The organism is Flavobacterium sp. 11, from assembly GCF_002754315.1.
GTDB classification, from domain to species: domain Bacteria; phylum Bacteroidota; class Bacteroidia; order Flavobacteriales; family Flavobacteriaceae; genus Flavobacterium; species Flavobacterium algoritolerans.
Window position 1 is genome coordinate 1,541,535 of record NZ_PEFE01000001.1, and the last position, 14,511, is coordinate 1,556,045.

General features: G+C 32.5%; 12 protein-coding genes. 1 reads left to right on the top strand and 11 read right to left on the bottom strand.

What is annotated here, in order from left to right; all coding sequences use genetic code 11:
• Nucleotides 1-104: 104 nt before the first annotated feature.
• Together apaG and CLV00_RS06730 are read right to left on the bottom strand one after the other, a co-directional pair.
• Nucleotides 105-491, bottom strand: a complete 387-nt coding sequence (apaG, locus tag CLV00_RS06725) for a Co2+/Mg2+ efflux protein ApaG (protein WP_099714405.1) — start codon at nt 489-491, stop codon at nt 105-107.
• A gap of 82 nt (nt 492-573) precedes the next feature.
• Nucleotides 574-1,839: a DUF5103 domain-containing protein gene (locus CLV00_RS06730; RefSeq protein ID WP_099714406.1), complete on the bottom strand. Its 1,266-nt coding sequence runs from the start codon at nt 1,837-1,839 to the stop codon at nt 574-576.
• Between the two features lie 169 nt (nt 1,840-2,008).
• On the opposite strand from CLV00_RS06730, the gene CLV00_RS06735 reads away from it, so the two are divergent.
• Complete coding sequence (locus CLV00_RS06735) at nt 2,009-4,819, top strand: pitrilysin family protein (RefSeq protein ID WP_099714407.1); 2,811 nt, start codon at nt 2,009-2,011, stop codon at nt 4,817-4,819.
• A gap of 66 nt (nt 4,820-4,885) precedes the next feature.
• Here CLV00_RS06735 and CLV00_RS06740 read toward each other — a convergent pair whose 3' ends face one another.
• From CLV00_RS06740 to CLV00_RS06780, 9 genes are all read right to left on the bottom strand, one after another.
• Nucleotides 4,886-5,656 carry a class I SAM-dependent methyltransferase gene (locus tag CLV00_RS06740; RefSeq protein ID WP_099714408.1) on the bottom strand — a complete coding sequence of 257 codons (771 nt, stop codon included), beginning with the start codon at nt 5,654-5,656 and terminating at the stop codon, nt 4,886-4,888.
• Nucleotides 5,656-6,474: a type I methionyl aminopeptidase gene (map, locus tag CLV00_RS06745; protein ID WP_099714409.1), complete on the bottom strand. Its 819-nt coding sequence runs from the start codon at nt 6,472-6,474 to the stop codon at nt 5,656-5,658. The genes CLV00_RS06740 and map overlap by 1 nt, the downstream gene beginning before the upstream one ends.
• A gap of 44 nt (nt 6,475-6,518) precedes the next feature.
• On the bottom strand, nt 6,519-7,907 hold the full coding sequence (locus CLV00_RS06750; RefSeq protein WP_099714410.1) for a TolC family protein: 1,389 nt from the start codon (nt 7,905-7,907) through the stop codon (nt 6,519-6,521).
• Nucleotides 7,907-9,253, bottom strand: coding sequence for an HlyD family secretion protein (locus tag CLV00_RS06755; RefSeq protein ID WP_099714411.1), 1,347 nt, complete (start codon nt 9,251-9,253; stop codon nt 7,907-7,909). Before CLV00_RS06755 ends, CLV00_RS06750 begins: the two co-directional genes overlap by 1 nt.
• A 2-nt stretch (nt 9,254-9,255) precedes the next feature.
• Nucleotides 9,256-10,917, bottom strand: coding sequence for a peptidase domain-containing ABC transporter (locus tag CLV00_RS06760; RefSeq protein ID WP_099716264.1), 1,662 nt, complete (start codon nt 10,915-10,917; stop codon nt 9,256-9,258).
• A gap of 12 nt (nt 10,918-10,929) precedes the next feature.
• Nucleotides 10,930-11,601 (bottom strand): TetR/AcrR family transcriptional regulator, encoded by a 672-nt coding sequence (locus CLV00_RS06765; RefSeq protein WP_099714412.1) that lies wholly within the window; start codon nt 11,599-11,601, stop codon nt 10,930-10,932.
• 111 nt (nt 11,602-11,712) lie between these two features.
• A complete protein-coding gene (locus tag CLV00_RS06770) occupies nt 11,713-12,345 on the bottom strand; it encodes a leucine-rich repeat domain-containing protein (RefSeq protein WP_099714413.1) in 633 nt (210 codons plus the stop codon).
• 479 nt (nt 12,346-12,824) lie between these two features.
• On the bottom strand, nt 12,825-13,598 hold the full coding sequence (locus CLV00_RS06775; protein WP_099714414.1) for a DUF2490 domain-containing protein: 774 nt from the start codon (nt 13,596-13,598) through the stop codon (nt 12,825-12,827).
• On the bottom strand, nt 13,595-14,371 hold the full coding sequence (locus CLV00_RS06780) for a carbonic anhydrase (RefSeq protein WP_199074764.1): 777 nt from the start codon (nt 14,369-14,371) through the stop codon (nt 13,595-13,597). Before CLV00_RS06780 ends, CLV00_RS06775 begins: the two co-directional genes overlap by 4 nt.
• Nucleotides 14,372-14,511 lie beyond the last annotated feature (140 nt).

Sequence of the window (14,511 nt, forward strand, 5' to 3'; positions counted from 1 at the left end):
AAATAGATTTTAATTATAATCAAAAATTGAGCTGTAAAGGTAACAATAATTCATCAATCAGAGAATCTGATTGGAAGTTAAAATTCTAATAAAAGAGTTGTAATTTAATTCAAAGCAAAAGGCGCACATAACCTAAAAGTAGGTACGATAACTTTGAAGTTTTTTGTAGAGGTGAAGTTAATCATGTTGAAATATCCTTTCATGGCGCCATAAGGCGAAGAAAGTAAACAGCCAGAACTGTAGGTATGAAATTCACCAGGTTTTAAAACTGGTTTTTTTCCAATTACGCCTTCTCCATCAACTATTTCTATTGCATTTAGAGAATCAAAGATTTCCCAATGGCGAGAAATCAACTGAACAGAATCTTTACTGTGATTTTCAATTGTGATTACATAACTAAAGGCAAAGTGAATCTTGTAGTTTTTGAAGTAGGTTCCTTCAAAACTAGTCAAAACTGAAATTTTTATACCTCTTGTTATTTGAGAAACCATGATTAAATGGATGAATATGTGTTTATTATTGACAAATTTACAAAAAATTGAACTCGTTTTGCTAAATTTTTGAAAAGTTTTTTTAGTTGGTAATATTTAAGGAATTTGCTATTCCTTTCCCAACTACTCTATCGTATCGATCTGTGTTTTCTCTGTAATAAACGAGTACGGTGTAATCATTTTCCGTTTGATAAAAATTCCCGTCAATTGCATTTTCATAGTCAATAACTCCTTTGTCATCAGCAACAATATATTGATAGTTTGTAAATCCCTGTTTGACTAAAATTGCTTTTTCATAAATACCCTTTTGGGAGTTATACTCCATTTTGTATTCTGGGGACAGATTATAATTATTGAACATTCCACCAACATAAATATTTTTTTTCAATCTAAAAGTAGGGGCAGAGAGACTAAAATAAACCCATACATAATCCGCTTCGATTTCGGGATTAGTGGCATTTATGTTATTAACAACGAAATCACCATTAACATCTTGGGTAAATGAATAAGGGAAATTTGTTCGTGCGCCGTTGGTGTATAAATAAGAGCCATAAATTGCCGTATTAGAATCTATACGAGCGATGTTGTTACTTGCGGATCGTATGTCTTTGTTTTCAAAAAACAAAAACTCATTTCCTGCCCAAAATTGTGTTTCAGGGTCATATTTGTAAATCAAGTCATTTCCAATGGTATATTGTGGGACCACATTTTTTATGGCAGTGTTAAATTGTCCGTTTTGAAGTAAGACTACTTTAACGTTCTTCATTGGATTTTGAAATGTAATTACGCTTGATTTTATAGAGAATTCTAAATTGTGTTTCAGTTCTATATTGCTGACTGTTCGTGCTCGCTTCACCTGCATTGGAACCGTAACAAGATCTTCACTTAAAATGAATTTTCTGGAAAATACCACTTCTTTATTTTCGTCTAAAACTTTAATGATATAATTTCCGCTGATTCGCAACTGCTGTGTAAACTGATTGGGAATTGATAATTTGTAGTGCGAATAGATTTGTAATGTATTAAAGGAATTAGTGTAATTTTGGATTCTTTGATTGTCAAAACCTTCTAAATATTCGTTTTTTGGAATTCCAGAAGGAACCCAGTTGTAATCGCAATGGATTATTTCGTAGTAATAATTGGCTTCATTGCCAAAAAGGTCATCAAACTGCAATTGAAATCCTTCTCCTAATTTAAAAATTGGAATCACATTTCGATCACTCTGTAAAAAAGAAATCGTTTTGATATTGTAAGGCGCGGCTACTTCTTTTTCTGCTTGTGCAGAGGAAGAATTAGCTGTGAATACAAAAAGAAAAAAGAAGACTATTTTAAAAAAAGATTTTATCATTTTGCAGCGCTTAAAGATTTTGTAAATATAAGGAATACTCCCCGTTTTTATCCGATAATGTAATTCAAAGAGTAAATATATTTTGTATGTAATTTCTGTTAATTAAAATACAATATTTTTAAAAGTTAGGAGTTATCTTATTATTTTTACTTCAAATATATCTAACCTTATGAAAAAAATCAACAATTTAGTATTCGGGATCATGCTGTTTCCTTTTGCTGTTTTTGCACAGCAAATGGATTACTCAAAAGCAATTCCTTTTGATCCTAGCGTAAAAACAGGTAAGCTTGAAAATGGCTTAACCTATTACATCAAGAAAAATGCCAAACCAGAAAAAAAAGTAGATCTTAGGCTGGTTGTCAATGCTGGTTCTATCCTTGAGGAGAATGACCAACAAGGATTGGCTCACTTTATGGAGCACATGTGTTTTAATGGAACCAAGCGCTTTCCTAAAAATCAATTAGTTGATTATTTGCAAAGTATTGGTGTAAAGTTTGGGCAACACTTAAATGCGTATACCAGTTTTGATGAAACGGTTTATTTTTTACCAATTCCATCTGACAGTCCTGAAAAATTAGAAAAAGGATTTCAAATTATTGAAGACTGGGCTTTTAACACGGTTTTGACACCAGAAGAAATCGATAAAGAAAGAGGCGTAGTTTTAGAAGAATACAGATTGGGTTTAGGTGCTCAAAAAAGAATGTTGGGTCGCTACATTTCAAAAATGATGCATGAGTCACACTATGCAGAGCGTTTGCCAATTGGTCAAAAAGAAATTTTAGAGAAATTTAAACACCAATCGTTAATTAATTTCTATAAAGATTGGTATCGTCCAAATTTAATGAGCGTAATTGTTGTTGGTGATATTGACGTAGCAGAAATGGAGAAGAAAATCATTTCTCATTTTTCAAGTTATAAAAATCCAGCCAAAGAAAAACCTAGAAAATTTTATGACGTTCCTAATCACAAGGAAACTTTTGTAGCTGTTGAAAGTGATAAAGAAGCTTCAAGTGCTCAAGTACAATTGATTTACAAAGATTATGGAGCTCCAAAACCTATCGTAAATATTGGAGATTTCAAAAATTACATTGTTGAAGGATTGTTCTCTACGCTTTTAAATACGCGATTGGATGAACTTACAAATTCATCTACACCTCCATTTACCTATGGATATTCGTATTATGGCGGAACTTTTGCCAGAAATAAAAAAGCATATCAGTCTGTGGCTATGTCTCAAGAAGATAAGCAATTAAGTGCTTTGAAAGTATTGATAACTGAAAATGAAAGAGCTAAGAAATTTGGATTTACACAAGGTGAATTAGATCGTTCAAAATTAGAATTTCTTGCTTCTATTGAAAAAGCATACAACGACAGAGATAAAACGAATTCAGTAAATTTTGTTGGAGAATACCAAGCTAATTTCTTAGAAAAAGAACCAGTTCCCGGAATTGAATGGACGTATCAAACCATGAAACAATTGATGCCTTTGATTGATTTAAAGGATGTAAATAGCTTAATTAAAGATTACGTAAAAGAAGACAACCGTGTCATTATTCTTACTGGCCCTGAAAAAGAAGGTTTGAAAAAAGTTACAGAACAACAAGTTCTTGATGCTTTGAAAATTAATACTGATGATATTAAGCCTTATGAAGATGCTGCAGTTGCGACAAGTTTGATAAGAAACGAAGTTAAACCAGGTACAATTGTTAGTCGTGAAAGCAATGCTAAAATTGGAACAAAAACATTAGTATTGTCCAATGGTGTGAAAGTAACGTATAAGAATACAGATTTCAAAAATGATGAGGTTCTTTTTGAGGCAGTGAGTCTTGGAGGAACTAATTTATACTCTAATGAGGATATGAAAAAAGTTCAATTTGCTAACGGAGCCTTGGCGGAAGCCGGATTCTCAGGATTGAAATTGAACGATATCAATAAATTCATGACGGGTAAAATAGCAAGAGTAAATCCATATATAGGTGGAAGTACTGAAGGTTTAAGAGGAAATTCTACTCCGAAGGATTTAGAATATTTGTTCCAAATGACGCATGCGTATTTCACAGATTTAAATATGGATGTGACCGCTTTTGAAGGCTACAAACAAAAGCAATCGGCTTTCTTTAACAATATGGCTTCACAACCTAGTTTTTATTTTCAACAAGAGTTTTATACGTATTTGAATAAAGAGAATCCTAGATTTAATGGATTGATTCCTTCTGAAAAAACTTGGGGAGAAACAGATTATGCATTAGCGTACAAAAAATACAAAGAGCGTTTTGCCAATGCTGCTGATTTTGAGTTTTATTTCGTTGGAAACATTGATGATAAAACTATGGAAGCGTATTCTATTAAATATTTAGCGTCTTTACCTGCGACTGATAAAAAAGAGAAAGCCGTAGATTTAGGTTATAGAATGCTAAAAGGAGATTTGAAAAAAGTCGTTAATAAAGGAACAGATCCTAAAAGTAACGTAACGATCATGTATTATGGAGATGCAAAATATTCTGCAAAAGATGCGATGAGTATGCAAGCATTAGGAGAAGTTTTGACTATAAAACTAATCGAGCAATTGCGTGAAAATGAAAGCGGTGTTTATGGTGTTTCTGCAAGAGGAAGCATGAATAAAGTTCCAAATGGATCGTACAGTTTTACAATTGGTTTCCCATGTGGACCAGATAATGCTGAAAAATTGACAGCTTCTGCTTTAAAAGAACTTCAAAATATTATCGATAAAGGACCAGATGAAAAAGATGTGGCTAAATTTAAAGAAGGAGAATTAGCTGATTTCAGAAAAGATAGTAAAGAAAACAGATATTGGTTGTCTAATTTCACTAGATCATACACCAATGGAAGTAGCGCTGAAGAAGTCTTGAAATTTGAAGAAACTGTAAATGCAGTAACGGCTAAGGATATTCAAGATATTGCAAAAAAATATCTTACAAAAGATAAAGTAATTGGAATGTTGATGCCAGAAAAAAAATAAACCAACTCAATTTATAAACTAAAAACCTGCTAAAATAAACTTTAGCAGGTTTTTTTATAGTGTGAATTATTTAAAACAAACCGGAATAATTTCCCCTTTGGCTAAACAATATTTCTCTACTAATTCAGGTGCAATTTTATTTGTGTAATCTTCTTCAATTACTTTAAACCCAATGCTTCGTAATTTGTCAAAATAATCACGGCCATAAATACGAACGTGATCGTATTGACCAAAGATTTTAGCTCGTTCTTTTTGATCTGTAATGGAATCATCGGCAAAAGTTGTTGCTCTGGATAAATCCTGCGGAATTTGTAAAATAGCCATTCCGCCTGGTTTCAAAACCCGATACAATTCCTGCATGGCTTTCGTGTCATCCGGAATGTGTTCTAAAACATGATTGCACAGAATAACATCATATTGATTGTCTTCAAAAGGCAAATTACAAATATCAGCTTTTACATCCGCCAACGGTGAAAACAAATCCGTTGTTGTATAGTCCAGATTTTTCTGGTTTCTAAACAATTTATAAAAAGCTTGTTCTGGCGCAAAATGCAATACTTTCTTTTTTGCTGCCGAAGTAAAAAAGTCAGTTTCGTTATTTAAATACAACCACAATAAACGATGTCTTTCCAGGGAAAGTGTACTTGGCGAAAGCACATTATTTCTTTGTGTTTCGTACCCATAAGGCAACATCGATTTGAAGCTTTTTCCATCGATTGGGTCGGTGAAATTAGTTCCTCTTAATGAAAAAGCAATAATAGGACGCGCTACATAACTTAAACGAATAAGTATAGGACGCGGAATAGTATTGAGTACAAGTTTAAATAGTTTTTTCATTACAGCACTAAAGGTGTTTGTCTAAACTCATCTTCTTCATCACTCACAATTCCTAACGCTTTGTAGATGTATCCAAAAGTCGATAAAATCTCTGGTTTTCCATCAATAATCGCAACATCATGCTCAAAATGCGCACTTGGTTTTCCATCGGCAGTAAGGATTGTCCAGCCGTCTTTTAATTGTTTGATGTTTCGGGTTCCCATATTAATCATCGGTTCAATAGCGACAACCATTCCTTCTACAAAAAGTTTTCCTCTTCCTTTTTTACCATAATTAGGCATTTCAGGATCTTCATGCATTTTTTGTCCTACGCCATGACCTACTAATTCACGAACAACGCCATAACCATGCGCTTCTGTATATTTTTGAATTGCATTTCCTACGTCTTCTACACGATTTCCTAATTTGAATTCGCGGATTCCAACATATAAAGATTCTTTGGTTACCTGCAATAATTTTTTTGTTTCAGGAGCGACTTCACCTATTTCAAAAGAATAAGCATGATCGCCATGGTATCCATTTTTATATGCGCCACAATCTACGGAGATTACATCACCACTTTTTAAAGGTGTATTGTTTGGGATTCCATGAACTACTTGTGCGTTTGGACTCATGCAAAGTGAATTTGGGAAGCCATATAATCCAAGAAAACTTGGTTCAGCTCCATGGTCACGAATGAATGTTTCGGCTAATTTATCCAGGTATAAAGTCGTAACTCCTTCTTTTATTTCAGAAGCAATCATTCCTAATGTTTTTGATACGATTAAGGCACTTTCGCGCATTAATTCTATTTCTTCACGTGATTTTACTATAATCATAATTTCGAATTTTCAGTTTGCAAAAGTACAATTTTATAAATTATTTAATCCGGATTAGCCATTATTTTAAAAAGCTCTGAATTTGAAATGTAAAAACGGTTCTCCAAAGCTATCTTTGAAAGCTGTGCACTAACTAAATTATTCTCTCTGGTGTTAATTAAAAATAAGGAACTTTCTCCAAAAGAAAATAATCTTTCCTCTGAATTTAACATCGTGAGATTATCCTGAACCAAACCTTTGATTAGTTCCTTTTGTCTTAGCAAGGATTCAATTTCCATCCTTTGTGCATTTATTTTATTGGTCAGTTGTACTTTTTCTAAATCCAATGTAAATTCAGTTTCCTGTACTTTATACTTCGCTAGTTTCAAACTTCCGCGTTCTTTTCGAAGAAATAAAGGGAAGTAAAAATCCAATCCAATTTTATAATCCTCAAACTGATAATTATCAATATAGCTGGGTTCTGAAATATAGGAGTAACCGACATCAATTTTTGGCAAAAGCATGTTGGCTTTCAGTTTTCGTTCTACATTGAGCATGTCAATTTTGCTTTGTAATGCATTAATTTTTGGATGATTGGTGATGGAGAAATCCGTATTCAATAAATCATTTGTTTTTAAACTTTCCTGAATCGTGAATTCCAATTGGGTTTCAGGAATCAACTCATCGGATAATTCTAGCGGAATATTGTTTTCCAACCAAAGAAAATTAGCGAGTTCTAATTTGGCTTTAGCCAATTTCAGATTCGAATCTTCCAAGCTCAGTTTTCTGTTTTTTACAATAATTCCGGCCTCAACACTATCAATTGAGGGTTTGTCACCTTGATTGATTAAAGATTGAATTCCTTTAAATCTAATTTGTGCATTTTTATTATATTCTTCATACAACTGCACTTCATTGAAGTTTTTTTTCCAATTAAAATAGGCCTGCGAAGCATCATACAAAACTGCAATAGCCTGAAGTTTTCGTTCTGCCTGACTCAATTGCATTTGCATTTTTGCCTTTCTTACATCAGCCATTCTTTGGTTGATAAACAGTCCTTGTCCAAGTGGAACGGTCACTCCTAAGGAAGTTAATCCTTGATTGGGAAGTGTGTTTTGCGGATTCAAGTATACGCCGTCACTATTGTCAAAACCCGCTTTAATCTCGATTCCGTACCAAGTTGGGATTTTGAAACTGCTGTTCAAAATGGAATAATACTCTTTGTCTTTGAATTGTTTTTTGCTGAAATCGACCTCGATTTTTGGATCAAATCCACCTCGGGCCATCATCAAATTTGCTTGTGCTTTATTGATTTCCAAATTGGCATTCTTAACCAAGGGATGGTACTTTTTCACATAACCCAAAAACTCGTTGTAGGTAAGTTCTTTTGAGGCGATATCTTGGGCAGTTGCAGCAAAACTCAAAAATAAAAATGCTAAAAATAGTTGTTTCATTATTTTTTATCTGTTGTTGGTTTTACCGCAGGTTTGTAATAATTAGGAGGGAATCCGTTCAAGGATCTCCACAATTCAAACCATACTGGCACATTTTCTAGTAAAGCAATAGTTTGCGCTCCAGCTCCAATACTCAGTTGATTGGGCCATTTTTCATCATTTTTATCAGGTGATATTAAGACCCGATATTTTCCATTGACGCTAATGAAATTTTCAATGGCTACAATTTCACCGCCAAAGGTACCGTATGACATGTTTGGCCATCCGGAGAATACAATTGTTGGCCAGCCATCAAACCACACTCTGACTTTTTCTCCCTTGCGTAATAGCGGCAGGTCAATTGGGTTTACAAAAGTTTCTACGGCAATATCATATTTTGAAGGCATTATGGTTGCAATTGGCGTTCCTTCTTTGATGGTTTCTCCTATACCGGACTGCAATGCCCTGTTGATGTAGCCGTTTTGCGAGGCTTTGATATAATACATTCCATTGCGAATGCTGTAATTTGCATACTGATTTTCAAGTTTATTCACTTGCGCATCAGTGTCGTACTGACTGCTAAGCGCTGTAAATTTGTCACTGTTGGCTTTTGATACCTTTTCTGCATACTCTGCGCTTATTCTGTTTATTTCAACTTTGGCATTGATAAATTCGTTTTTACTCGTTAAAAATTTGTTTTCTTGAGTGATAATTTTCGCTTCTACTTCTTGTAATTTCAGTCTTTTTTCTTCAATATCAGTAAGCGGTTTCAGTCCTTCCTTATTCAGTTGAACAGAACGATTGTATTGCGTATTGGCTATCTTTAGCTGGGTTCTTACGGCAACTAAATCTATACTGTCGCTCTTTATTTTCAAAACGGATTGTTTGATTTTATTTTGCGCTTGTTCCAGTTTCAAAACTTTTTCTCTTTCAATGTTCTGAATTTGCCCGGTAAGCGTACTTACTTTTGAACCGTACGATTGTAAAGATTGTTTTTTTGCATCTATTTGATTCTTTGTATTTTGAACTAAATTTGGATCCATATAATCCTCTTTTATTTCTGAAATGAATAGAATCGTGTCGCCTTTCTTTACAAAATCACCTTCTTGAACATACCATTTTTCAAGTCGCCCAGAAATCACACTCTGAATGGACTGTGGTCTTTGGTCAGGTCTTAAGGTGGTAACGCTTCCGCTACCTGAAATGTTTTGTGTCCAAGGCAGGAAAAGTGCTATTATACCAATAATTGAAACCCCTACAATAATTTTATTTAAAATTTTATAGTGTGGTCTGTTTACCAGGTTTTTCACCGTACTAAAACGATCTAATTTCGGCAGTTTTGTTTTATTGTCAGAGATGTTTAGCATGACTATTTATTTTTTAAATCAAGTTGAATAGTTCCATTTTCCATAGTGATAATACGACTGCATTTGGTTTTCCAATATGGGTTTTTTGAGGAAACTATTATCGTCCAGTTGTTCTTTTCGGATGTAAGGAAATCAATAATTTCATTAGCAACTTTAATGTCCATCATGTCCGTAGGATCTTCATAAAAAAGGATTTTTGGTTTGTGTATGATACTTCTAGCTAACAGTACTTTTTCAGCATCTGAAGATGACAATTGCTTGCCTTCCGGAAAAATGCGTGTTTCGAGACCCTTCGGCAGCGTTTTTACAAAGCTGGAAAGTTGGACTCCTTCAATAGCCCATTTTAGATTTTCAGTTGTTATTGAGCTGTCATTGAACGTAATGTTTTCTAACAGCGTTCCTTCAAATGGTGTTTCACCGTGAATAATACCGCCAATTTGCGAACGATATTGCTTCAGGTTAATTTTTCTATACGTATCGTCATTAATGTAAAAAGTACCAGATGTAGGTTGCAATAAACCGGACAATATGCGAATTAGGGTTGTTTTCCCAGAACCATTAGGTCCTTCAATTGCTATTTTTTCTCCCTGTTCTATTTTAAGAGATAAATTACTTAATATTTCCTTGTTTGAATCTGGAAATTTAAACGTAAGATTTTCTATTTCCAATGAAATATTAGCATAGCAAGTATCGCTGTTAAATGCGGTATCGTCTTCTAATTCCATGTCAGTCACTTGACCAATTTTTTCAATTGAGGTCAGTACATCGTAGAATGTTTCAAGTCCAATGATAATTTTTTCGACAGAAGTTATAACTAATAAAATAATGATTTCTGCCGCTACGAATTGGCCAATATTCATTTGTTCTGAAAGTACCAAAAAACCTCCAATAGACAATAAGCCACCAGTTATTAAAATTTTAAAAATGATTAATTGGGTAAATTGTCTTTGGATAACATTGAAATGTTTTTCGCGATAATTCAAGTAAGCAGCCGCTATATTGTTGTTTTTTTGGAGTCCAAAATTGTAGTGAAGGTCATTTTTGAAACTGTAATTATTCCGAGCTAATTCTTGTAACCAGCCTGCTACTTTATATTTGAATTTTGATTCTTTCAAACTTGTTTCCAAACCCGATTTAAAAGAAAATCTGAAAATAAAATACAAAAGAAAAAATAGTAGTACTCCAAATATTATAAAGTAAGGATGATACAAAGACAGTAAAATTACTCCGAAAGCAATTTGCAATAATGCTGCTGAGAAATCGGTTAGCAGCTTGGAAGTTCCTTTTTGGATAGTCATCGCGTCAAAAAATCGATTGGCTAATTCCGGTGGATAGGAATTGTACAATTGATCCATTTTTATTTTGGGCAAACGGGCTGCAAATTCAAATGAGGCGCGAACAAATATTTTTTGTTGTAAATTTTCAGTGATTCGCAATTGCATCAAGGATAAAATACCCACTAATGCAACACCAAAAATCACCAAAATAATTAAAACAATCCAAGAGGCGCTTACTCTTCCGGATTGTATAAAGTTGATGATCGCCTGAATACCCAGGGGTAAAGACAAACTGATTAATCCGGCAAAAATGGCGTAGAAAAATATTTGATAAACATCTTTTTTATCTAATTCAAGTAAATTGTAAAAACGTTTTAATGGAGAAATTTTCATAATATCTTATTTTGTAATTCGTTCAACTAAATCAATGTAGAAATCGGTTGGTGAAATAGTTTCATTACAATTTGTAATTGTTTTTAAATGGTCCTTTAAAAAATGCTGGTGTAATGCGCCTTCGACTATTGATGAGGCTAAACTTTTTGCATATTTATAATCAGGATTTACCACTTGTATCATTTCTATAACTCTATTGATTACTCTTTTATACACTAAGAAAAAACCAATTTTATTTTCCTCGTCAACGTCTTTTGTTAGCAATGTTTTTGTGAATTCGGCAATTATTATTTTGTTTAGAATAGATTCGTTGATATGGGCGGTTGTAAAATCATCTTCAATTTTTTCCGTTAAAATAGTAATAGCTTTTTTTAATTTCTCCAATGGTACAGATAAATTATTAGTTGCAAACACTAATTTATACTCCATCCAGCCCCAATACCACGAGGATAAATATAATAATAGTTTATGCTTACTTTCAAAGTATCTATAGATTGAACTTTCATTTGAACCAATTTTTTCACCAAGCTTTTTGAACGTAAAATTTTCAAAACCTATTTCATCTATCATTAAAATACTATGCTCAATTATTTTTTTTCCTAAAGAAGAAGTTTCAGGATTCTTGACGTAAAGTTGATCGTTGACTGTTATTGTTATATTTGCTAAAATAGTGTTCATTTTTAAAATTTTGATGATATACTTGAGAGACAAAAAGGAATTTTATATTATTGTTTCACTGCTTGTATTTAAAACGTATTTTTAATTAAAGATAAGTTTTATTGGTTATTATTAGAAATTAATTTTTAGGCCAAAGTTTAAATTTTTCATATCTCTAATGTCAGTTTCTATATTATTATTTTTTAAATCTAAATATTTTAAATGATCTAATGTTTTGAGAACTGGGATTTGCTTCAATTCATTATTGCCCAAATACAATTTTTCTAGATTTTTAAAACGCAGTAGTTCACTTGGTAATGATTTTAAGTGATCATTTTCTAAATGCAGGGATTTTAAATTTGGCAGTTTTGCTAAAATGTTCAGCGTTTTAGGCAAATTCATTTTCTTTTCATCATTTAAAAACACCTCTTCTAATTCGGTCAAATTAGAAAAATCACTAGGTAATATATTGAAATCATTTCCACTTAAATCAATTGTTTTTAAAGATTTTAGAGTAGTAATGCCAATTGGTATTTCCTTCAGATGATCATTTTTAAGACTTAGATAGGTAAGATTAGTAAACTTTGTCCAATTTATAGTATCTAATTTAACTGTTTGATTACTCAGATCTAGTCTGTAAATCATTTCAGGATTCTTCAGAGCTTCTTCTAAATTATTGTAATCTTTACTTTGATCAGGCTTAATTTGACCAAATAATGCATTTGAAAAGACGATTAAAAATGCCAAAATTAAGTTCGTTTTCATTTTATTTTTTTAGATTATTCAACAAAAGTAATCACATAATTAATAGTAATGCTATTGATTATGTGATTTTAACTTTTTTTTAAGAAACGCATGCTTTTGCTTCTTGTTCAGTAATTAACCTGAACTCGATTTATCATTAAAAAAAAATTGCTAAAGTTGAAAATCATTTGCTTATAAATATCCGAAAGTTAATAGTTTAACTAAACGATATTTTCAAGATATGATGATATTTTGCGGCAAAATGTTGATTAATTGCTCAAAAATTTCTTCTTTAAAATTCGAAACCGCCTAATTTAAACAGTAAAAGCCTCTTTCTAATCGAGCTCAGGGCATCATTAATCCTTGGTTTTAAGAATCCATATTTCCAATAAATTGTGGTTTTCTTGCAAACAAAAATTTATTCCACAAATTTGATTTTAAGTAATAGCGTATGTCTTATTATACTTTTCTAAAGCTAAAGAATCAATTATTTTTTAGTATTAATTTTTTTTAGTAAGGTCTAGGTTTATTAGTGTGTTTACTATGAATCCATTATTGTTTTGAAATACATTTCTTTGTTCTATTTCTCTTCCAAGTTGTACCGTTTGATTTATATAACCGCCTTCAACTCTAAAATTATTGTTGAATTTATAACCTAGTAAAATTCCTATTCGATTTTGATCAAATATATTTTCATTTACATTTTTTCCAAATCCTATAAGTATTTCATTGTAGGCGGCAATGTATGTTGTTTTGTTTGTTATTTCTTTTCCTTTTAAAGGCATTTGAATTCGAAACATATATCGTAAACGATTAAGGAATAGATAGTCATCTTCTACTCTTATTGTACGATTTGTATATCTTCCTATGAAACGCTGTTCGAGCATAAAACGATGCGAAAGATCAAATTTTGATATTTTATCTGTGAGCGTAGCCATCTGAAAAATTCTATGTTCCGTAAAATCTCTTCCCATTCCATTTATTGGAAAATCACCATAAGGATAGGTCTCAATCCAGGCATATCCTAATCGTAATTGCAATTTTGGATTGGTTTGGTAGTTCAATCCTACACGCATTAATCCTTGCTGTTTATCAGCAATATAATTGTCTCTTCGCCACTGGTACTCGGAGTGCAAGCTAAATTTATTGGAAACTTTAAATGTCCCAAAATATCCTAACCATCCTATTTGGTTGTGGTCATTTAATCTAGTATTTTGTGAAAAAACACTGCTGCCCATTAGTGACAACAGTGTTATAAATATTATTTTTTTCATTTGGTATTCTTTTTTGGCTGTGGCAAGTTGTTTAGTGTTTCTGGTAGGAATTCTACTTTTCCTGTGTGGATATCGTATACCGCACCTACTATTAATATTTCACCATTTAAGTATTTTTTATGTAAAATGGGGTCTAGGTCGCGCAGGTTATTAACTTGGTCAACAACATTTTGTCGGACTGCATTATTAACATGATTCCCAGGTAAATGTGCACATTTTGCCACCGCGGGTTTAATTTCATTAATCAGGGTTACAATGTGGCCGGGTACATCCTCGGGGCGTTCTACAGCTGCAGCTACTGCACCGCATTCTGTGTGTCCCAGCACTACAATTAATTTTGTTTTTAATTTTAATACGGCAAATTCCATACTGCCATAAGATGCCGCAGCAGATACTTGTCCAGCAGTTCTGATGATAAATAAATCACCTAAACCTTGATCAAAAATCATTTCATTAGGCACTCTTGAATCTGAACAGCCTACAATTGTTGCAAAGGGTTCCTGTCCGTTTTCTAGGCTTTTTATGGTATTCATGTCTTGCCTTGGTTTGATTGTTCTCCCTTCAATAAAACGTTTGTTTCCGCCCATTAATTTCTTTATGCCAATCCTAGGATCTGCATAAGCGGAATCTCTATTAATGACGTAATGTTCTTTTTTCCATTGTACGGAATCAATCTCAATTTTTTTTGATTTGTTTTTTTTGACTTGTTTTTCTTGCGAATAAGTGCTTAGACCTATACTTAAACACATTAAAAATAGAATACTTTTTTTCATGTTTTTAATTAATTATAGTGATACATTTAAATTTAATACAAATATATATTAAAAATAATAGTATTGCTATTAACAATGAAAATTTAACTTTTATTTATAAAAAAAGCTACTCGTTTGGAGTAGCTTTCAATTCAAATATT